Annotated in this window: 19 protein-coding genes and 1 pseudogene; 5 read left to right on the forward strand and 15 right to left on the reverse strand. The window is 71.0% G+C overall.

The window, feature by feature from the left end; genetic code table 11:
* Positions 1 to 311: 311 nt before the first annotated feature.
* On the reverse strand, positions 312 to 887 hold the full coding sequence (locus AC2CJA_RS03670; RefSeq protein WP_484601188.1) for a CGNR zinc finger domain-containing protein: 576 nt from the start codon (positions 885 to 887) through the stop codon (positions 312 to 314).
* A gap of 328 nt (positions 888 to 1,215) precedes the next feature.
* On the opposite strand from AC2CJA_RS03670, the gene thpD reads away from it, so the two are divergent.
* Both thpD and AC2CJA_RS03680 read left to right on the forward strand, forming a co-directional pair.
* A complete protein-coding gene (thpD, locus tag AC2CJA_RS03675; RefSeq protein WP_484601189.1) occupies positions 1,216 to 2,118 on the forward strand; it encodes an ectoine hydroxylase in 903 nt (300 codons plus the stop codon).
* 473 nt (positions 2,119 to 2,591) lie between these two features.
* Entirely contained in the window at positions 2,592 to 3,866 is a 1,275-nt protein-coding gene (locus tag AC2CJA_RS03680; protein WP_484601190.1) for an MFS transporter, read from the forward strand.
* Between the two features lie 60 nt (positions 3,867 to 3,926).
* On the opposite strand, the pseudogene tgmA reads toward AC2CJA_RS03680, so the two are convergent.
* From tgmA to AC2CJA_RS03725, 9 genes and pseudogenes are all read right to left on the reverse strand, one after another.
* Positions 3,927 to 4,076 (reverse strand): annotated as a pseudogene (gene tgmA / locus AC2CJA_RS03685) (putative ATP-grasp-modified RiPP); the annotation flags it as partial.
* Positions 4,077 to 4,407: 331 nt separating this feature from the next.
* Entirely contained in the window at positions 4,408 to 4,974 is a 567-nt protein-coding gene (locus tag AC2CJA_RS03690) for a DUF4913 domain-containing protein (protein WP_484601191.1), read from the reverse strand.
* Complete coding sequence (locus AC2CJA_RS03695) at positions 4,964 to 6,703, reverse strand: type IV secretory system conjugative DNA transfer family protein (protein ID WP_484601192.1); 1,740 nt, start codon at positions 6,701 to 6,703, stop codon at positions 4,964 to 4,966. The genes AC2CJA_RS03690 and AC2CJA_RS03695 overlap by 11 nt, the downstream gene beginning before the upstream one ends.
* Positions 6,700 to 8,295, reverse strand: a complete 1,596-nt coding sequence (locus AC2CJA_RS03700; RefSeq protein WP_484601193.1) for an ATP-binding protein — start codon at positions 8,293 to 8,295, stop codon at positions 6,700 to 6,702. Before AC2CJA_RS03700 ends, AC2CJA_RS03695 begins: the two co-directional genes overlap by 4 nt.
* Before the next feature lie 4 nt (positions 8,296 to 8,299).
* Positions 8,300 to 9,754, reverse strand: coding sequence for an SCO6880 family protein (locus AC2CJA_RS03705; RefSeq protein ID WP_484601194.1), 1,455 nt, complete (start codon positions 9,752 to 9,754; stop codon positions 8,300 to 8,302).
* Positions 9,751 to 11,217, reverse strand: a complete 1,467-nt coding sequence (locus tag AC2CJA_RS03710) for a hypothetical protein (RefSeq protein WP_484601195.1) — start codon at positions 11,215 to 11,217, stop codon at positions 9,751 to 9,753. Before AC2CJA_RS03710 ends, AC2CJA_RS03705 begins: the two co-directional genes overlap by 4 nt.
* A complete protein-coding gene (locus tag AC2CJA_RS03715; protein WP_484601196.1) occupies positions 11,214 to 12,023 on the reverse strand; it encodes a hypothetical protein in 810 nt (269 codons plus the stop codon). The genes AC2CJA_RS03710 and AC2CJA_RS03715 overlap by 4 nt, the downstream gene beginning before the upstream one ends.
* A gap of 10 nt (positions 12,024 to 12,033) precedes the next feature.
* Positions 12,034 to 12,321, reverse strand: coding sequence for a hypothetical protein (locus AC2CJA_RS03720; RefSeq protein WP_412721293.1), 288 nt, complete (start codon positions 12,319 to 12,321; stop codon positions 12,034 to 12,036).
* Positions 12,318 to 12,788, reverse strand: a complete 471-nt coding sequence (locus tag AC2CJA_RS03725) for a hypothetical protein (protein ID WP_484601197.1) — start codon at positions 12,786 to 12,788, stop codon at positions 12,318 to 12,320. Before AC2CJA_RS03725 ends, AC2CJA_RS03720 begins: the two co-directional genes overlap by 4 nt.
* A gap of 127 nt (positions 12,789 to 12,915) precedes the next feature.
* On the opposite strand from AC2CJA_RS03725, the gene AC2CJA_RS03730 reads away from it, so the two are divergent.
* A complete protein-coding gene (locus AC2CJA_RS03730) occupies positions 12,916 to 13,254 on the forward strand; it encodes a helix-turn-helix domain-containing protein (protein WP_484601198.1) in 339 nt (112 codons plus the stop codon).
* Between the two features lie 134 nt (positions 13,255 to 13,388).
* Positions 13,389 to 14,438, forward strand: a complete 1,050-nt coding sequence (locus AC2CJA_RS03735) for a bifunctional lytic transglycosylase/C40 family peptidase (RefSeq protein WP_484601199.1) — start codon at positions 13,389 to 13,391, stop codon at positions 14,436 to 14,438.
* A gap of 67 nt (positions 14,439 to 14,505) precedes the next feature.
* On the opposite strand, the gene AC2CJA_RS03740 is transcribed toward AC2CJA_RS03735, so the two are convergent.
* Genes AC2CJA_RS03740 through mobC form a run of 3 tightly spaced genes read right to left on the reverse strand, consistent with a single transcriptional unit; the run spans position 14,506 to position 17,860 of the window.
* Entirely contained in the window at positions 14,506 to 15,645 is a 1,140-nt protein-coding gene (locus AC2CJA_RS03740) for a hypothetical protein (protein ID WP_484601200.1), read from the reverse strand.
* A gap of 17 nt (positions 15,646 to 15,662) precedes the next feature.
* Positions 15,663 to 17,426: a relaxase/mobilization nuclease domain-containing protein gene (locus AC2CJA_RS03745; protein ID WP_484601201.1), complete on the reverse strand. Its 1,764-nt coding sequence runs from the start codon at positions 17,424 to 17,426 to the stop codon at positions 15,663 to 15,665.
* Entirely contained in the window at positions 17,426 to 17,860 is a 435-nt protein-coding gene (gene mobC / locus AC2CJA_RS03750; protein ID WP_484601202.1) for a plasmid mobilization relaxosome protein MobC, read from the reverse strand. The genes AC2CJA_RS03745 and mobC overlap by 1 nt, the downstream gene beginning before the upstream one ends.
* Positions 17,861 to 18,102: 242 nt before the next feature.
* On the opposite strand from mobC, the gene AC2CJA_RS03755 reads away from it, so the two are divergent.
* On the forward strand, positions 18,103 to 18,480 hold the full coding sequence (locus AC2CJA_RS03755; RefSeq protein ID WP_484601203.1) for a hypothetical protein: 378 nt from the start codon (positions 18,103 to 18,105) through the stop codon (positions 18,478 to 18,480).
* A 388-nt stretch (positions 18,481 to 18,868) separates the two neighbouring features.
* Here AC2CJA_RS03755 and AC2CJA_RS03760 read toward each other — a convergent pair whose 3' ends face one another.
* Together AC2CJA_RS03760 and AC2CJA_RS03765 are read right to left on the reverse strand one after the other, a co-directional pair.
* Positions 18,869 to 19,165, reverse strand: a complete 297-nt coding sequence (locus tag AC2CJA_RS03760; RefSeq protein WP_412721304.1) for a hypothetical protein — start codon at positions 19,163 to 19,165, stop codon at positions 18,869 to 18,871.
* Complete coding sequence (locus AC2CJA_RS03765) at positions 19,158 to 19,409, reverse strand: hypothetical protein (RefSeq protein ID WP_484601204.1); 252 nt, start codon at positions 19,407 to 19,409, stop codon at positions 19,158 to 19,160. Before AC2CJA_RS03765 ends, AC2CJA_RS03760 begins: the two co-directional genes overlap by 8 nt.
* Positions 19,410 to 20,253: the final 844 nt, after the last annotated feature.

Raw genomic sequence — 20,253 nt, forward strand, 5'->3', positions numbered from 1 at the left:
CAAGAAACCGCAGGTCAGCCCGACGATACGAGCCCGGGAAAACCGTGAAACGTATCGAGACCCTCACCGAACATGCCCGCTTGAAACGGCTCAGAGGTTAAACGCCAAGCTGAGACGCGGCCGTTTCCAACGCGCCAGGCAAGTCCTGGCGTTGAACGCGGTCGCGATGAGCGACGACGGCGCGGTTACTCGCTTGCGACAGTCAAACACGGGGCGCTCCGGCCACCCTGCGACTGGGGCGGGCACCTCCCTGACAGGGGGACGGTCAAGAGACAGGGGGGCGTCGGCGTAAAACGGCGCCCGGTGCGACTTCAGCCGGCGCGGCTCGAGTTCTGGCGCTTGTTGGCGAGAAAACGCGCTTTCTTCTCGCGGTTCCCGCAGGTGTTCATCTCGCACCACCTGCGCGTGGCGCCCCGACTGGTGTCGAAGAAGGCGGCCCGGCACGTCGGGGACGCGCACAACGCCATCCTTCCCTCGCGCGCGCCCGAGACGATGTCGACCGCGTCGGCGGCGATCACGCTGAGGGCGTCCTCGACGGAGGCGGAACTCAGGCACCACTCCTGTTCACCCTGGAGTGAAAGGACCGCCGAGGCATGGCCGCCCGTACTGCAGTCATTGATGACCCGGATGACTGCGGCGGGAGGGGTATCCTGCGCCGCCACGGCGGTAGCGGCCTCGTGGATCGCTTCACGCAGTTGCCGAGCATGCTCCAGCTGGGAATCACTGCACGAATCGACCTTAAGCCCGTTGACTGCCAACCAGTCGACCAGCCGCTCGGGGACGGGAATGCGTTCGACGGGTTCACCGCAGCGTTCTGTGAGGGTCGCCGTGAAGCTGGTCGCCAGCACTTTGCCAAGACGGAACTCGGGGAATCGCTTGACAGACATGGAACCACCTTAGCTGGTTACCATGCCGAAGGCAAGCAAGAGAACTGCTCCAGGCGGTTCCGCGCTGCTGGAGGGCACGGCGCCCCGCGCCTGCGTCTCCGTGGACGCGCGGTACGCTTCGCGGCCCTGATTAGGCCAAGGACGATTCAGGACACTCGGAGACTCTTTCTTTCCCCTCCGCGAGCTTGCAGTATCGAAAGGGCTGAAGGGCGGACCAATAGGCCGCGAAAAAGACATTGAAATTCCGGCACATCACCCCGCAGATCAATTAATCACATTCCTGCATAGGTAGAAAAAATCGTCGCTCCCTTGAAAAGGAGAACAGTACATGACTGTCGCTCAGCGCCCCGATCTGTATCCGACCCGAGTCTTCGGTGAGGCCGTTCCCATGCCGCGGACGGACCCGTCGGTGTGGGGGGAAGCTCCGGGCCCGCTCGAGGGTGAGCAGCTCAAGCAGTACGAGTCCAACGGCTACCTGGTCCTCGACGACCTGCTCTCCGTGCAGGAAGTGGACCTCTATCTGTCCGAACTCCGGCGCCTCGGTGAGGACCCGGCGCTGCGCGCGAGCGAGCGCGTCATTCTGGAACCGGAGTCCGACGAGGTCCGTTCCGTCTTCGAGGTCGAGAAGCTCAGCGAGATCTTCGCCGAGCTGCTCCGGTCGCCTCGGCTCATGAACATCGCCCGCCAGGTGCTCGACTCCGAGGTCTACATTCACCAGAGCCGGGTCAACTACAAGCCAGGGTTCGGCGGCGCCCCGTTCCACTGGCACTCCGACTTCGAGACCTGGCACTCCGAGGACGGCATGCCCCGGCCGCGCGCGTTCAGTGTCTCGATCTCCCTCACCGAGAACCATCCGTTCAACGGCCCGCTCATGGTCATGCCCGGCACCCATAAGACGTTCGTCCCCACGATCGGGGCCACCCCGCAGAACTACCACAAGGAGTCGCTCCGCGTGGCCGCCCCCAGCGTCGGCTCCCCGGACCGCAAGCACCTGACGCGCATGGCGGAGGAGCACGGCATCGTGCAGATCACGGGCCCCGTCGGCTCTGCGGTGATGTTCGACTCCAACCTGCTGCACGGCTCCAACGGGAACCTCTCGCCGTTCGCGCGCTCGAACATCTTCATCGTCTACAACAGCGTGGAGAACACGCTGGGGGCGCCCTACGCTGCGGACGCACCGCGTCCGCAGTACCTCAGCAACCGCGAATTTTCCTCCTCGCGGGGCATGTAGGACACCCGCGCCCGTCGCCGTACAGGTGAGGCCGTGCGGCCCCGGCCGTGGCTGGCACCCCTCTTTGGGTGCCGCACGGACCGGGGCCCGGCTTGCGTGCGTAGTTCCGGCCGCTGGTCCGTCGCAGGGTTGGCCTCCGACGCGTTACTCACGCGGCGCTCCAGACAAGAGTGCGGAACCGGCTTGCCCGGTTGCCGGAGGAACCCCGGACTGATAGAACCGTCTTAGGCGGTTCACCTTTCGACTCGGAGACTTCATGGCGCTCTCGACAACCAGCCCTGCGTGCCCCGCGGCCCGCCGCGCGGCGCACGCACGCCCCACCGGGCTCGGAGAGAGAAGACCGACTGCGGATTTAGCAGTCCTGCCGGGCGTCGTCGCAAGGGTCCTCCTCCTGCTGCGTTCGCCGAAGAAAGCTAACTGAGACGAGGTCTGCCATGACCGGAACTGTCCTTGCTCCAGCGCGATCCACCGCCGTGTCGAAGAAGGTCCTCTTCTCGCTGCTGCTGGTCCCCATGTTCCTAGGCGGTGTGGACTCCACGCTGTTCAACTCCATCGCCTACGACCTGCCGGTCCTGACCGACTCATGGCGCCTGTGGTTTATCGACGGGTACACGATCGCCCTCGCCTCCTGCGTCGTCCTCGGTTCGCGTCTGGGCGCACGCCTGGGTCCCGGTGTGACCCTGGCGGCCGGCCTCTTCGTCTTCGCCCTCGCGGGGGCGAGTCCCGCACTACTTGACACGGCGACGATGTGGACGGCGAGCCGGTTCATCCAAGGCTTCGGCTACGCGCTGATCGTCTCCAGCGTCGCCTCGGTCATCGGCGGACTGCCCGAGACGTCGGAGCGCACCCTCGGCTACTCCCTGTGGATCACCACGTACGCCATCGGAGCCGGTACAGGACCCCTGATCGGCCGAGTGTTCGTCGGCATGGACGCCTACACGATGCTCTTTTGGCTGCCTGCCGCCGTCGCCCTGGTGTGCGGAGTGCTCGCCACTGCGCTGCTGCGCGGCATCACCCTGGGACAGGCCTCGTCGACCAAGATCGACGTCGCCTCCTCCGCCCTCGCTTTCGTGGGCTTCGGACTCTTCGTGGCCGGCCTGCAAAGCCATGGCGTCGCGTTCGGGCGCCTCCTCGCGACGGCCGCGGGCTGCCTGGTCCTGGCGGTCTTCTGCACGCGGCAGCTCCGCTCGCACGACCCGCTTATCGACGTACGAATGCTCAGCTTCTCCCGGCTCGGCGCGCCCTCCCTCGCGCTCGTCGTGAGTTCCGCCACCTACACAGGATCGGTCTTCCTATTCAGCGCGGAGGCTGACTCGCTCCTGTCGATCGTGCCGGTTTCAGTCCTGGCACTGTGGGTCTCCCTCGGCGGGTTCGCGTTCCACAAGGTCCAGGCTCGCTTCACCGCGGTGCACATGCTCCAGGTCAGCCTGGCCATTTGCGCCGTCGGCCTCATCGTGGCCACTTTCGTTGACCTGTGGCCCGCCAGTTTCCTGATCGGCCTCGGTGTCGGCGTCTCCATGGCCGCTGGCGACGCTTACCTGCTGGGCAGCGTCCCGCCGAAGGACGTCGCGCGCGCTGCGGCGCTCCAGGAGACGGCCCTCGCGGTGGGTGCGGCGCTGGGCGTGGCCGGCTTCGGCGGCATCTTCGCCGCCACCGGCTCGGTCGTAGGGACGGCCGTCATCACGGCGGTCATCATCGCCGTCGTCGTAGCGGGGCTGCGCTGCAACCGGGGCGTCTTCAAGGCGTAGCCCGAGCGCCTCGCGGGTCACGCGGGTGGCCACCGGCAGACCGGTGGCCACCCGCGTTTCGCGATCCATCGACTGGCCGACGATATCGGTGTAGCGGGCGGTCTGCGCGGTCGCGTCGAGCGTCACCGTCGCGTAGGACGGCGGGCCGACCGGCAGCCGACTGGTGACCAGCCGCATCGCCCACGGAGCCTCGGGGGTAAGCGCCGCCATGCGATTCCCGTTCTCCTTGCCGAACACGGTCAGCCGGACGGCTGTCGCCTGCGCAGAATCAGTGCCCTGCGCCTCTCCTGGCCAGCACCGCAGAAGTTACTAAAAGTACCTTAAACATAACACACCGCACGCAGGGCTGTGACCGCATAGGTTCACTGGGTTGCTTGTTGTGCTGGTTGGAAGCGATGTCGCCTCCAACCAGCAGCATGGTGCCTTGCGGGATCGTGGGAGTTCTCCGGGGAACCGAAGCTCACGGGTTATCTGGCTAAATAGACCGTCTCTCAGTCGGACCACTCCAGGAAGCCCAGGTGCGGTGAGGGCAGCCGCCGTGTCAACAGTCCCCGGTGCGGGTCCAGGCGCTGGGGACGGTGCCGGGCATGCGGTGGTCGATCTGGTGCTCGCCCTTGGTGCACCCGGCGAAGGGACCGCCCGAGGCGCGCAGCTCGCGCATGCAGGGGTCGAGGTGGTCGCGGTGCCACACCGAGGGGCCGGTGTAGCCGCAGGTAGCGGGGTCGGTCAGTTCCTGCCATGCGAGCCAGCACGCGTGGAGCCGGGCGACGGCCGGCGGGTGCTCGAACCACAGGTGGCACCAGCGGGCGTCGGCGCTCGGCTCGGCGAGGTAGCCGGGTACGAGGACGCCTTCCACCCACTCGATCAGGGCGCGCAGTTCGTCGTCGTACTGGGGAGGGTCCAGCAGCAGGATGAACGGGGGGTACTGCTCCTCGTCCTCGCCGTCCGGCCCTTCGTCGGCGTCCGGGGGCTCGCCCGGGCCGGTGTCGGCGCTCTGTGCGAGCGCTCCGACCTGCGCGGTCAGTCGGGCGACGTGGGCCCTGAGGTCTTCCAGGTCCTGGAAGAGGACAACGGGCACGTCGAAGGTGGGGTCCTCGTCACCGGCCACGGCGGGCCGCCTTCCGCTCCTCATGTGCCGCGACGGCCCGCTTGGTGATGGCCTTCTCCTCGGCGGCCAGCTGCTCGCCGATGTGGGCCATGGCCTTCTCCGCGTACCAGGGCCGCAGGGCGATCTGGGCGACGGGCATGCCGGTGGACATCAGCAGGGCCGTGCCCTTGCGCATGGCGCGGATCTCGGCGGGGTCGAGGACCTGCTCGCGCTGTTCGGAGACGCTGCGGCTGTAGCCGTCCCTGCTCTTGGAGTACGAGCCGCGGTCGACGTAGTGGGCGCCGGTGAGGGTGGAGACGTCGCCGGCGAACCTCGCGTCGTCCAGGCCGACGCCGATGAGCTTCTTGGTGGCGGCCGACCACATGGCGTCCATGCCGACCTCCCCCCACGCCTTCACGCCCTGGCGGTAGGACTGGAGGATGACGAACGGGGTGATGCCGCGCGAGCCCAGGTGGCTGTAGAGGTCGGGCAGGTCGGCGATGCGGCAGATGTTGGCGGCCTCGTCCAGGACGGCGCGCATCGGCTCGGGCAGGCGGCCGCCGTGGCGCTCGCCCGCCTCGGCGCCGGCGGTGAAGACCGCATCCGCCAGGGCGGCGACGACGGCGCTGGCGGGCCCGCCCTTCTTGCTCAGCAGGTACAGGGTGTCGCGGGAGGTGGCGAACGCCTCGGGGTCGAAGCGGGGCCGGTGCTCATCCGGTGTCACCCAGGCGAGGACCTTCTCGTCCCGCAGCGCGGACACGGCGGTGCGGGCGTTCTGGTAGATGCCGCTCTGGGTCTCCTCGGCGATGTTGATGCTGCTGTCGACCTGTTCGGCGAGCACGGGCTCGTGGCTGTAGAGGATGCGCATGGGCGCCTTCTCCCGCGGGTCGGCCAGCCACTTCATGACGTCGCGGACGCTGCCGCCGTCGTGCCAGGCCGCGCGGAACAGGCCGACCAGGAGGTCGCCGGCGGCCTGGGACCAGAACGGGTCGGCCTGCTCGGAGGTGATCTGGTTGACGAAGTGGGAGGCGAGGCGTTCGGCGCCCTCCAGCGTCTCCGCCTGGGCGATCATGTCCCACCACATCTCACGGTCGGCCTGGGCCACGCCCTGAGTGTCGAGGATCCAGGCGTGGCCGACGCGGGAGCGGGAGGCGAGGGTGGCGGCGTAGACGTCGGCCTTGTTGGAGGTCATCAGCAGGCTCGCCGGGGCCTCCTCGGCCACCGGGATGGCCAGCGAGGTGGACTTGCCCGCGCGGGGCGCCATGATGGCGACGTAGGTGTCCTCGTCGCTTCCGCGCAGCTCCACCCCGGACGGCAGGTGGTCGCCCAGGAGGACGCCCCGGTCGCGGGGTGGGATCTTCTTGGGCTCGGCGCCCTTGAGCGAGGCCCGCAGCCGGGTCGCGGTGCGCGCCGCGTGCTTCGGGGTGAGCTCGCGCACCTGGTACAGCGTCGCCAGGCTGGAAGGGTTGCGGAACCAGCGGAAGGCCACCCGCAGCCCCCACACCACGAGGGCGAGAACGGCCACGTCCAGGACCACGGCGCCGACGGCGGAGGCGGTGGAGGAGTGCGGCCACACCGCACCCCAGTCGGTGGCCATGCGGTAGACGGTCAGAGGTGAGGCGGGGGCGACGTCGGCGCCGGTGAGAGCCGCGCCGGCGGCGGCTCCGGCCCAGCCGGCGGCGGACAGGGCCACCGCGCTGCCGAACAGGATGCCGCCGAGGGCCCAGGCGCGGTCGTTCTCGGTCATCATCGGTTTCCCACCCCTGTGGTCGTCACCCGGCGCCGGTTGGTGTCCGTGCGGTACAGCCGCGCTTCCGTCGCCGTGAGGTCGAGCGCGGCCGCGATGCCCGGCCGCGTGCCCAGCTTGATCAGGTACTTGCCGCGGCCCGGGTGCCGGGCGGCCTCCTCCTCCACCGGCCGGGCGCCGCCGTCCTCATCGTCGTAGGTGGGGTCGATGTCCAGCCCGGTGGAGGTCGCCGACGCCCAGGAGCTGACCATCATCACCTCCTGCTCGGTCAGCATCCGCTTGCCGGTCACCCGCCCGAGCTCCTCGGTGGTGGAGGCGCCCAGCACCCAGGTGTCGCACCGGTCCATCAGCCCGCGGGCCTTGGCCCGGTCGGTCTCGGTGGGCAGGGCCTCGACGTCCAGCAGGGAGTGGGTGACGTAGATGGTGACGTCGTCGGTGGTGCGGTTCAGGCGGCTGATCGCGTCCATCGCGTCCACCAGCCCGGGGCCGGAGCGCAGGGCCCGCCACATCTCGTCCATGGGCAGCACCAGCTTGCGGTCCATCAGCCCGATGCTGCGGGCGGAGTCGATCGAGCTGTAGGTGTAGGCCCAGGTGGCGATCATCCCGGCGGACACGACGTCGTTGCCGCGGGCCCGCAGGGCGGAGATGTCCACGGAGACGGCGGGGGCGTTGATGTCCAGCGGGGTGGACGTCGGGCCGTCGAACAGCCCCTTGAGGGGGCCGCCGATGAGGTTGTCCAGCCCGGCGATGACCGACCGGGTCAGGTCCTGGTAGCGCTCGCCGTCGGCGGCGAGTTTGGTGCGCAGCTCCTGCGGCGCGGCCCGCAGCACGTCGACGACGTCCCTGACGACGGGGTCGCTGCCCGAGGCCTGGGCGGCGGAGGCGACCTGGACGGCCGTGTCCAGCGCGCTGCGCTCGATCTCGTCGGGGCTGCGGCCCAGTCCGTGCTTGGTCGACAGCAGGGCCACCAGCGTCTCCAGGCGGCGGCCGTTGAGGACGTCGAGCAGGGCCTCGCGCCGCTCGGCCGGCAGGGACCGCGCCCGGCCCTTGAGCGGGCCGGAGTCCAGCGGGTTGATGCGGCCGACGCCGTCGCCGATGCGCACCACCGAGCCGCCCAGCTCGCCGATCAGCTCGCTGTACTCGCCCTTGACGTCGCCGGGGACGCACACCATGTGCCCGTAGGCGCAGTACACCAGGCAGATCCGCTTGACCAGCGCGGACTTGCCCGCGCCGGGCTGGGACATCACCCACACGCCCGGGTTCGTCGTCAGCTTCCCCGTCCAGCCCGACGGGTCGATGCACACCAGCTCGCCGGTGAGCACATCCCGCCCGACCGGCACCCCCCGCGGCGGCAGGCCGCTCCCCAGCAGGAAGGGGTAGATGCCGCCCGCCTGGCTGGTGGGGCCGGTGTAGACGGTGCCGGCGTCCTCGACCGCGACACGGCCGCCGAACCGGCCGCCCCAGCCCAGACGGGGGGCGAACCGGTTCCGCAGCCGCCTCTGCTCACGCCGCTCCTCGCGGCCGGGGGCCTGCTCGACCACCGGGGTCAGCCGCTTGGGCGTGGTGAACGCCGGCGGTCCGGGCTTGCGTGCCATCGGATCAGTCCTTCACCAGCGGGTTGTAGCCGATCGGCAGCCCGGCCGCGAAGACGGCGGCCTGGGCACCGTAGGCGGGACGCATGCGGATACCGCGCGTGGCCTTCACCGCCCGCTCCAACTCCTGGCGGGCGGCGGGCAGCTCGGCGGTGCTGCGGGCGGTGACGGTCACCATCAGCGTCCAGTCCACGACCTGGGAGCCTCCGGCCACCTGGGCTGCGGCCTGCTCGGCGCGCTGGGCGTCGGCCCGCTGCGACCACTTCGCGCGGCCCTTGACCTCGGCGGTGGCCTGCGCCCGCTGGTGGGCGTGGCTGATCTCCCGCTCCAGCACCGCCTCGCCCTCGTGCGAGTCCAGCACCCGGTAGGCCAGGGTGATGCGCCGCTGGAAGCGGCCCGGGGCCAGCAGCGGCAGCAGCACGCTGTAGGCGATGGGCCGGCGCGGCATCTCCCGCAGCACCCACGAGATGGACACCCCGCCGTCGTGCGCGTACTCCTCCCAGCCGTCGTCGGCGGCCTGCGGCCCGCACTCCGACCAGGACAGCTCCTCGAACTCGCGCTCACGGGCGTTGAAGACCGCCGGATCGTAGGCGCTCCTGACCAGACGGCGCAGGTCCACGTCAGTGGCACGGCGCTCGATGTCGGTGCCGGTGCCGGACAGGTCGAGGCTGTCGACGACCTTCAGCGCCTCGGCGACCTGGTCCGACAGCTCGGTCGGCGGGTCGGCCGACGCGGCGGGGTCGACGGTGACGGACATCCACGGCGCCACACTGGCGGTGGCGTGCGGCGTGGTGCGCACCAGCTCGGCGATGACCTCCCTGGCCAGCCGCGGGGCGCCCGGATCGGTGCGGGCCTTCACGTCATCACCCAGGGCCTCCCCCGCACCCGGGGTGATCTGGATGGTCACCGACGCCCCCTTGACCTGGTCGTCGGTGGACATCGCGTCCAGGACCGACGACCAGGTGCGCAGGGAACTCTGCACCGCGCCGGTGGGGGCCATCAGGCTGCCGCCGGGGGCGAGCAGCGTGGTGATGGTCATGTGGCCGCCGGCTCGGTCGTGGACGACGCCCACGCTGCGGCCGGTGGTCGGGTCGTAGGCCTTGATCAGGGTGGAGGAGGCGCCCACGCCCGGCAGGTCCAGCGCGTACGGGTGCGGCAGCAGCACCCGCCGGTAGGAGGTGGCGTCGATCCGGGCGGCCCGCCGCCACGACAGCCTGGCCCAGTAGTAGGCCAGCGCGGACATGCCGTGGCGGCGCGAGGCGGCCAGCGCCAGGGCCGCGAGGGTGAGGGGGACGGTGACGAGCAGGGTGGCCGGCGCCTGCGTGCCGACGATGCCCTCGGCCACCAGGACTCCGGCCCCGACCATCGTGGCCGTCCTGGACAGCCCGCCGAAGCCGAAGCTGCGGCGGGCGCGGAACCCGTCGACCATGAGGGTCCTGGGCACCTCGTGCTGGGTGGTCACTGCGACTGCCCCCCGTTTCCGACCTGTCCGCTGGCGCCCTGCACGGTGTTGTTGACCCCGTCCATGACCTCGATGGTGATTCCGGCGAGACCGGCGGCCGCTCCCGCACCGCCCGCGGTGGCTCCGGACGCGTCGGCGCCCGCGGCCTGGCCGCCGGCCGCGCCCGCCCCGGTGGTGCCTGCGGCCTCGCCGTGAGCGGGCTGCCGGCGCACCCGGCCGGCTTCGTTGCGGGCTGCCTGGGCCTGGGCGTCGCGGCCCGCCTCCCCGCTCTCATCTCCGGTGCCGCGCCGGCTGCCCATGGACTGCTCGACGTACTGGGCGTGCTCCACCGGCGTGGTGGGCCGCACCGAGGCGCCATCGTTCCCGTCAGCCCCGTCCCGGCCCCTGTCTCCCGAGAAGTAGCCCGCGGCCTGCGCGAACGCACCACTCATGCCGCCGGAGGACATGCCCGCCCCGACGGCCTCACCGAACGGGGCGAACAGCTTGGCCAGCGGGCCCGGCGCGAGGATCGCCAGGACCAGGGTGGCGCACCCGCGCAGCCACTCGGCCAGCGTCTGGGCGTGACCGAACTGGCTGAACCCGATGCAGATGATCAATGCGAGGATCGGCTTGTAGGCGATCACCACGCAGATCGCCGTGATCAGTCGGGGCGCCCACTGGCGGGTGGCATCCCCGCCGACCCGCCCGCCCCCGGCCACCGGCAGCAGCAGGCACAGGATCGGGATGGCGCTCTGCCGCAGGAACACCAGGATCAGCTGGACGAAGCCGATCAGCAGCAGAACCGCGACGATGCACAGCATGTTGATCGGGTTGGCGACCGCCTTCGGCACCATGACCGCCGCGATCCTCTCGTAGGCCTGGCCGTCATCCTCGAACGCGGCCTTGACCAGGCCGGTCGTCAGCGTGTCCCCGATGGTCAGCAGCAGCGCGACCATCGCGACGCCGGTCGCGGACAGGACGGTGTTCTCCACCCACCCCCGCGCCGCCCGCCCCAGATGCTTGGACTGCCCGGAGACGGCCATCCTGCCGATCTGCCACATCGCCCCGGCCGTGGCGATCACCAACCCGAGCCAGGTCATCATGCCCGCCAGCGTGGCGTCCTCCCCGAACAGCCCGGTGGCCCTCAAGTCCAGCGAGGGGCCCATGAGCGCGACGGTCAGGATCTTCTTGATGATCCACTTCGCCGCATCGGCGGCGCTGTCGATGACGTCGCCCAGGACACTGTCCTTGACGCCTTCCCACGCCTCCTTGGCTTTCTCCGCACCGGTGTCACCGACCTTGTCGCACAGCACCTTCCCGGCCTCGCTGACTCTGCCCAAGATCGTGCCGACACCGATACGGCAGGCGGCCTCAACGCCACCGGCTACCGGCCCGTCATCGGCGGCCGCGGGCACCGGCGCGGCCACCGCCAGCCCCAGCACCGCGACGAGCGCGAGGAGCAGGGCCGTCAGCCGACGCCTCATGATGCGTCCCGGACGGCGGTCCAGCCGGCCGCGTTGAACTCGGCGTCGCCGGGGGCGACCATCTTCGGCTCGCCCTGCGCCTGGGCCTCCTGCTGGGCGCGATCGGTCACCGCACCGGACAGCTTCCAGTCACCGTCCTCCCAGACCGCGCCGACCAGCGTGCGGGTGTAGGAGCCGGTCTCCTTCGCCGTCTCCCCCGTCTTCTGCACCACCCGGGACAGCAGCCACACACCAACCTCGTCGGTCGACTCGGTGACGATCTTGTAGCCGATCACGTGGCTGCGCAGGTAGGCCCCGGACGGCAGCGGCTGCCCGGCGCCCACGCTCATCTCCTTGCGCAGGTCCTCGTCGGTCTGCTGAGCGTTCTGCTCGATGGCCTCGGCGTTGGCGTCACTCCGGTCGGCCGCAGACAGGTAGGAGTGGTAGATCCGCAGCTGTTCATCGACCGTGCTGCGGTCGGCTTCGACACTGGTGGTGTTGGCGGCCGCCGCCATCGCCACGGCCCCCTCGGTAGTGTGCGGGAAACCGACCTCGTTCCCGTGATTGTCGGTGCGTTCCCCGCCGGGGAGCGCCACCCAGCGTTCCGGCTCGGTCCAGTCCTCCGGCGCGGCGTAGGTCGGTGCCGGGCTGGTCGGTGCGGAGTCGGTGCTGGACGCGCTCGGGCTCGCACCGCCGCTGCCCGCCGTGGGCGAGGCGTCCTCGTCACCACCGAGCAGGGCGTACCCCGTCAGAGCCAGCACGGTCGCGAGCGCAGCACCCGCGATCCACGTGCCCTTGGTGTTCCATGTCCCCCTGGTCCGTGACATGCCGCCCGCCCTAGCCGGCGATGCCGTTGAGGATGGTGATCAGCGACCCGGCCAGAAGGATCGTGGCCACTCCGGCGCCCATCCACTTGAACGGCTCGGATCCGCCGCCGTGCCGGCTCTTGTCCGCGACGGCGAGCTTGTAGACGCCGAAGCCCGTTCCTCCGGCGCCCGCCAGAATCAGGATCCACAGGCCGTAGCCGAAAAGCTGGCTGACAGGACCGCTGAGCCCGGGGATCTGCGTGGGCTCGGCTCCGGGAATCAGAGCGGCCAGCGTGGCCAGCTCCGCAGTCATGGTCATTTCCCCTCCATCCGGCGCCGCAGCTTCTCGGCCGCGGCCTTCACGTCTTTGTGCTCCAGGGCCTCGTCGGCTCCCTCGACCGTGCGCAGGACCGGCAGGTAGGGGACGTGCGCGACACCTGCCAGCCGGCCCTCCAGGGCCCGGATGCGGTAGCGCGCGGCCGGTACCGGGCGGGCGGGAGCATCGGCGACCAGCACCAGCCACGGACGCGGCAGCCCAGTCGTCCAGTTGCGCAGCATGTGCTCCACGCACGTCGCGCCGTACACGGTGGTGTCGGCCAGCAGCACCGGCCACGTCCCGTACGGGACGGCCTCGCCGGGATGGAGCAGGCGGGCCGTGCCGCTCCCCTCGGGGTCGAGCATTCGGGCCACGGTCGCTCCGGCGATGCCGTATCCGTGCACCGGGATCAGCGCGTACCGGAGCCCCGCCGAGCCCTGTGGGGCTGATGTCGCCGAACGGGTGATCACGCCGCAACTCCCCCTTGTCTGCCTGCTTTTACCGGTCTCGATCTTGGTCTGCGGGACTCTGAGGCTAGCGTGATCCGCTGTCAGACCTGAGTGGCATTTCCTGCGTCGGCGAAAGGCCGAGTGGGAGGTGACGTCGTACGACGACGCACGGGCCCGTGCCCCGCGCCTCGAAGCCCGGATCCGCATCGAGGAGCCGGCCGTCGCCGCAGGGGTCGGCCCGAACACCACCCGTTCTGCCGAGTCCGGCACTCACCAGCCACGCCCCCGTGTCGCCGACGCCATCGCCCGGGCACTGGGTGTTCCGCTCAGCGAACTCACCCCCCGCAAGCCACCCCTAACCCTACGTGACGTACGGTGGTGCCTTGGACTGACCCAGGCCGAGATGGCCGCCCGCCTCGGTGTGATCCGGCAGATGGTCTCCCAGGTCGAGCGCGGCGTGACCGGCGTGCGCTCGACCACCGTCTGAGCCGCCGCCTACGGGCTGACGGTCGCCCAATGGACGAGCGCGCACAAAGCAGCGCGTGATCTGGTACGGCAGAGGGTCGCAGCACAGGCACACCGACGAAGAAAGAAGCAGCCACGGGGGGACAGCACGTGAACGTGCTCATCAAAGCTGCCGTCACAGTCATCGCCCTGGTCGCGCTGGTGGCCGTCGGCCTGGTGACCCTGGTCCTCGTCGACGAAGACGCCAAGGCCACCGAGGCATCCGACGGCGGCGGCGGCCTCCAAGGAGTTCCCGCGGAGTTCCGGCCCTGGATCCTGAAAGCCGCCGCGGCGTGCGACCAGCCCGAGCTGACACCGGCGCTGCTGGCCGCCCAGCTCTACCAGGAGTCCAGGTTCTCCACCACGGCCACCAGCCACGCCGGCGCGCAGGGCCCGGCACAGTTCATGCCGGACACCTGGGCCACCTGGGGCCGGGACGCCGACGGCAACGGCGAGGCCTCGCCCTGGGACATCGGCGACGCCGTCACGGCGCAAGGGCGCTTCATGTGCTCTCTGATCAGGCAGGCCAAGACCTCCGGATACGGCGGGGACGCGCGGGCACTCGCGCTGGCCGGGTACAACGCCGGCTGGGGAGCCGTCGAGAAGTACCGGGGGGTACCCCCGGAGTCGTTCGCGGGTGGCGAGACCTACCACTACGTGCGAACCATCCTGGCCACCATGCCCCGCTTCCAGGGCCCGGGCCCGCTGGAGGTCTCCGGCTCCGGGGCCGGCGCGGACGCGCTGCGCAAGGCGGCCACCCGGCTGGGCACCCCCTACTCCTGGGGCGGCGGCGGGCCGGGCGGCCCGTCGACCGGCTTCTGCGACGGCACCAACGGCTACCAGGGCGGCAAGTGCGCCGCGTCCTCCACCGTCGGCTTCGACTGCTCCTCCCTCGTGCAGTACGCCTACTGGCCCGCCGTGAAACTGCCGCGCGTCGCGGCCGCCCAGTACGGCGCCACTTCCGACCGCCCCGTCTCCCGCCAGAACCTGAAGGAGGGCGACCTGCTGTTCTGGTCGAAGGGCGGCTCGGGCGACATTTACCACGTCGCCCTCTACGCCGGAGACGGCAACGTCCTGCACGCTCCCCGCACCGGGCAGGACGTGAAGGTCCAGTCGCTGATCTCCGCCATGCCGGAGGCCGACTACTACGGCGCCACCCGTCCCTGACCCCGCCGCAGACGCGCGTGTGTCGCCGCCCCGGTTCGGAACGGCGGCACACGTGTCTCCGGGCCGGCTACCGGGTTCTGCCGCGGCTCGGTGCGGACTCGCTCTGCTGCCGGTGCGGGGCGGGCCCGCTCTGCGCAGACGCTCCCGCCTTCGCCTTCGGCCGCTTAGTAGGGCCCAGCGTCGCCGAGCGCGACCGGGCCGCGGTGGTGTTCACCGCCACCCTCGACTCGGCAACCTCGCCCAGCGGCCGGCGCAGCGCGTCGTTGGCGGCCTGCACCAGCCGGGAGCCCATCTGCGGCATAGGCCCCTGCTCCCACGAGGTGTCCTGCATCAGGCGGGCCAAGTGCTCGCGCACCGGCTTGCCCTCGGACTCCATCCGAGCCATCCGAGCGGCGACCAGCGGCCACTGCCGGGCCGACAGCAGCAGACCGGCCTCGCGCTCGCGGCCCGGCATCGCCTCCTGCACCCAGCGGCCGTAGCGCTCGTTCTCCGCCGGGGAGACGGCCAGCTGCCGCAGCGCCCGCGCGCGGTCGGACAGGTCCAGGTCCTTGGGGACGTCCAGCCCGGTCGTCAGCGGCCCGTACGACAGCATCGCGTCCCGGCTCGGCGTCGGCACCGCGTCCGCCGCGAGGACCTTGGCGACGGCCTGGTCGACGCCGACGCCCTCGTCATGCGCAGAGGCGAGGATCTGCCGCACGTCGACACCGCGCTCGTCCAGCCGCGCCATCGTCGCGGCGATGTCCGGCCACGCCGGGGAGGACAGGATCGCTTCCCGTACCGGTCCTGCGGGCAGCGTCTCGCGCAGCATCCGCTCCCACTCCCCGGTGCCCTCGCGGGCCACCCGGGCGCTGTTCTCGGCGACCGCGTCCCGCACCGTCACCGCGATGTCGCCGATGCGCGGCAGGAACTCCTCCAGGTCCACCCCCGCGCGCCGCAGCGCCGACAGCTGCTGTGCCATCTGCGGCCAGTCCGCCTCGGCCATCACCGCGGTCGAGATGTCCGGGGGAACCAGCCTCGTCATCTGCTCGGCCGTCTCGCGCTCAGCCTCTGCGGCGGGCGGCAGGTCCTCCTCCTTGCCTTTCTGCCGCCGCTGCTGCTGCCGTCGCACCGCGTCCGCGATGGCCATCACCAGACGCCACGCCATGACGGAGGTCTGCACCGCCTCGCCGGCCGCCTCGCTGAACGGCTCCCCCGGAGGTGTCCCCATCAGGTGCTCTCCCCTCGCTACCGGGCCCGTCCCAGGCCCTTACGCTGCTCGCTGCCGGACGCCTGCCGAGTCGGCGCGGATGCCCTTGTGCTGCGGGCCGGGCCGGCGCTCCCGGCGCCGCCTGCGGGCATGGCCGACGGGTTCTTGTCAGCGGCGGCGGTCGCGCCGCGCTGTCTGCGCCATCCGTCCAAACGCCATGAAAGCACCTCCGCCACCGACTCCGCAGAGGTCAGCTCCCGCCGTGCCGCCACCGTGGCCAGCACCTCCACCGGGTCCTCGCCCGCCCGCTCGAGCTCTGTCAGACCCGTGCGCAGGGCAGGCCAGGCCGGATCCGCCAGAACGGCCCGCGCGTGGGCAGGCACAGCCTGCTGGACGACGCCTGCCATCGGCCGCTCACCCGCCGCGGCCGCCAACCGCTGCCCGGTGGCCGTGCGGGCCTTCGCCGTCCTCCGGCGAGGCCGGTGTTCCCGGGCCGCTGCCGCTCCGGCGGTCACCTCGACCGCCTCGCGCAGCAACCGCCCGGCCCGTCCGGCGGCATGCGCCTGGGCACGGTGCTCCTGCGCCTCGTGCCATTTCCGGGAGGCCTCCACCGCCGTCACCAGGGCCAGCAAGAACCCCAGGGCGGCGACCGTGTCGCTGCGGCCCGCCGCGGTCGCGGACCTCGACAGCAGCTGTGACGACTCCCGGTACAGCTCACGCGCCTGGCCCTCCAGGCTGCGGGCCGCAGGCGCCCGGGAGGCCCGCTCGAACTCGTGGGCGGCCTGGCAGATCTGGTCGCGCACCAGACGTGGAGAAACCACGGCGGCGACCACGACCAGGTCGCCGAGTGCGGCCACGTCCCCGGCGCCTTGATGCAGTCCTCCGGCCCCCAATTGTTCGGCGGCCGCGCGCACCTTGGCCTCTGCCGCTCGCCACGCTTGTGCCGGCGCAGCCGGCGACACCGGCGCCGCACCCTGCCACCGCTCCCGCACTCGGGGCAGGGACAGGTCCGGCGCCAGCCGGGAGCCGGAGAACCACACAGGGGTCTGCCGCCCGTCCCGGTCCCCGGGCAGCGCCACCGAGTAACCGGTGACGTTGCCATCCGGGGCGATGCGCTGTTGCACCCGGATCCCGGCGGCGCCGAGCCGGGCGAAGAAGTCCGCCTCGCCCGTGGCGGCTGCGGCCGCCTCTCGCACGGCACGCTGCAACGCTTCACGTGCGGTCTCCGGCAGGCCGCGCCGGGCCGCCTTCTCCGCCTCGCCCGTCTTCGACCACCGCCGCGCGGTCCTGTCGCCGTGCGTCAGGCGGCGCAGCCCGAACCGCTCCTCAAACCGTCGTGCGGCCGCATGCATCCTCACGATGTCCTGCCGCAGATTGGGCTGCCGTCCGTCCTGCCTCGCCCGCGTCGCCACGATGTGGATGTGGTCGTCGGCGTGCCGGATCGCCACCCATCGGCATCCTTGGTCGTCTCCGTGCTTGGAGATCCCGGAGGCGTGCATCATCTCGCGCGCCACCTCCGCCCATTCCTCATCCGTCAGGACCCGGTCCTCGGGAGCATTGCGGACTGCCACGTGGTACACGTGCTTCGGCGGTTTCTTGCCCAGCAGCGCGTACACCGGGGCATCCAGGATCAGCGCCAGGTCGGCGATCGTCATGTCCGGCGAGCGCGCCGGGTCCTCGACGTACGGGTCGTCCCACGAGGCCACCATGCGCGGGTTCACGTGCTCGTCGCGTTTGCCCGGCCCGTACAGGTAGTCCAGCAGCCCCCAGGTGTCGTTGCCGTCCCGGGCCTTCTTCGGCATCACGACCGCGGCTGCCGCTCGCGCATCACCTGCCGGGTCGCCTCGTCCATGCGCCGGATCGCGCGGTGCACTGCGTCCAGGGCGGCCTCGATCTGGGCGGCGGTGACCGTGCCGTCGGCGTTCAGAGCCTTCGCGATCTGATTCACGTTGTTGCCGACCCGCGAGACCTGGTTACGTGCCCGAATGAACTCGGCGACGACGTCACGGGCGTCGGCCGAGACGGGAACGACCTTCTCCGCCGCCACGTCCAGAGCAACGGCGCCGACCCATGCGGCCAGTGCCTGATTGTCGCGAGCGGCGGCCTCACGGACGATCGCCAGCTCGGTCTCGTTGTAGGAGACCTTGATGCGGGTGCTGCGGCGGCCGGCGGGCTCATGCCCCCGGTAACGCGCGGGAGTTCGGTGTCGGTCATCCGCTGCAGATGGCTCTGCCATCGCAGTCTCCTTCCACCCGCCCGGTCCGTGCTCGGACCCAAGATCGTCCGCCGCCACCTTAGTGAAGCCGCGGACGACGACCCCCGCGAACTGGGCCCAGTTCGCACTAACTCGCTTCCGATGGTTACTGCCCCAGAGAGGGTTTCCCGTGCAAGGGGTCGACCGTCAAAAACCCCTACGGCCTGTGGTGATACGGCGTTCCCTGGGGCGGTTGCGAAGGCCCGGAACACTACGATCACAGCATGGCGAGTGCACAAGAGATCATGCAGCGGATGCAGGAGATCCAGGCGGCTCGGGAGGCGGCATTCGAGCCGCTGATGAAGGTTCTGGTGGAGCGACAGGAACTCCAGCAGAGGCTGGCCGAACTGGATGAGCCGTACGGCCAGGCCTTCGCAGCGGCAGAGGCGGCGGGCTGGACCAAGGACGAGCTGAAAGCCATTGGCGCCGAGGAGCCGACGAAGCGCCCGAAGGGACGGCCGCGCACCAGGCGGGCCACGGCCAGGAAGACAGCGGCTCCGACCTCTTCGTCCACCTCGATGGAAACTCCGGTGCCTGCGCAGAACCGCGCCCAGGAGACCGCGGCGGAGACGGCTGCCGCCAGGGACAGGGAGACGGCGTAGGCGCCGGAGACCAGCGAGCGCGCCGGAGGTCGGGCGGGCGGCAGGGGCCGCCCGCACCCGGATCCTCAGCCACCACGAAGCCTGAACGAGCGGAGCGAGAAGGGCGGCCTCAGCCACTGCGCGGCAGCAGCCCGCTCCCCATCAGCCCCGGCCTATGCGTCCGGTCTGCTCACGCGCCGGCGGGCCCGACGGCGGCAGTACGGCGCCCGGCCCCGCACGTCGCCGTACGTCCGCGGACCGGGCACGAGCCCCCACCCCTCCCCCCGTAGCCAGCCTCTACACCGCACCTCGGCGCAACGCGCCACCTGGCCACCGGGCAGCAGCGACAACGGTCGAAGAACGGGACCGTCGGCGTGCGCCCGGCCCGCGCCGCCCGGGGCCAGGCAGGTCAGTAAAGCTGGATGCGGGTGAGGACGATGTGGGGCGGATCGGCGTCGGCGACGATGACGTACTCGGCGATGCCGAGCGAGCCGCCTGTGCCGAGCGGCAGACGCCGTTGCTGTGACCATTTCGCCGACCCGGTACTGCCCGGCGCTTCGCCGCGGGTCTCGGTGATGACAACCGCGGCCGCCACGATCGCGCCGAAGACGTCACCGGGCAGTGCCGGGTCTTTCAGCAGCTCGGTGACCTCTTCCGAGAGTACGCACGGCCAGCCTTCGGACTCGTCAGAGGTGGGGTCACTCAATGGGCAGTCCTGCCTGCGTGCGATGGGCGATCACCTGGGCCAGAGGGGTCGTCGTCAGGGTCCCGTTCAGCGCGGCCTCGGTAAGCCGGTCACCGCGCGGGTCGGTGTCGAGCATCGCCTCGGCCCACCAGCGCTTGAGGACGCCTTCGGCGTCCTCCGGCGCGACAGCGAGCAGCTGACGGTAGAACTCCAGCCTCCTCGCCTCGTCCAGCGCGGCCGCGATGCCCTCAGCGTTGCGCGGCACGCGGTCCGGTTGGTTCGAGTGGATCGGCTGTGCGCTCATCAGGGTGCCCCTTCCGTCTGTTCCGAGTCTGCCGTCTTGCCGGTGCTCTGGTCGACTGGTAGTGCGGGACAGGCGGTGAAGTCCGCGGTGCGGACTCCCTCGCCCCAGGCGGCGGCGAGAGCGGTGTGGAGATCGCGGTCGATGCCGGGGCCGGTGGCGATCCGGCATCGACCGCGGAACGCCGGCACGGCACCCGAGGTTCACAAGCCTGTAGGGTCTCGCGATCCGTGCCATAACGCATCGCTCTGACCAGCGACTATTCAGGCTGTCTCACGTCATGTCATGGCGAGTCCGTCTCAGGACGCATGTCATTTCCTCGGTTGCCGGCCGAGATCGTCAGCTGGCACCGGGGACGAACGGCTTCTGGTGCGGGTGGGAAGGCCCGGCCGCTACCGGGGCGGCTCAGGGCCGGGCAGGAGGCGGGTGCAGCGGCGCAGCAGCATCTCGTGCGGCTGGAGGGCGGCCTCCCAGTAGGCGGGTCGGCCGCCTACGCGGTCCAGGCCGGGCACGGCCGGTCGGCGTTGGTGCGGTGGTGGTGCCAGGCCAGCGCGTCCAGCCCCTCGGGCCTGATCCGGGCGGCCCGGGACTCGGGCTGGCGGCGTGGCCGCTTGGGCCCTGACCGGGTGAAGGGGAGCAGGTTCGCATCTCTCTGGCACGCTCGGCTGCGATGCCCCGCTCCCTGGCGCTCTCTCTGCCCGGAGCCGCTCTGTCCACTGGCCGGTGCCGCCGAACCACCTGTCAGCGGAGGCACCGCTCCTGCGAACTCGGGAAGGGGAGGGCGCCGGGGCGGCCTCATCAGGGGCAC

This window comes from Streptomyces sp. ATLC9 (genome assembly GCF_057196705.1).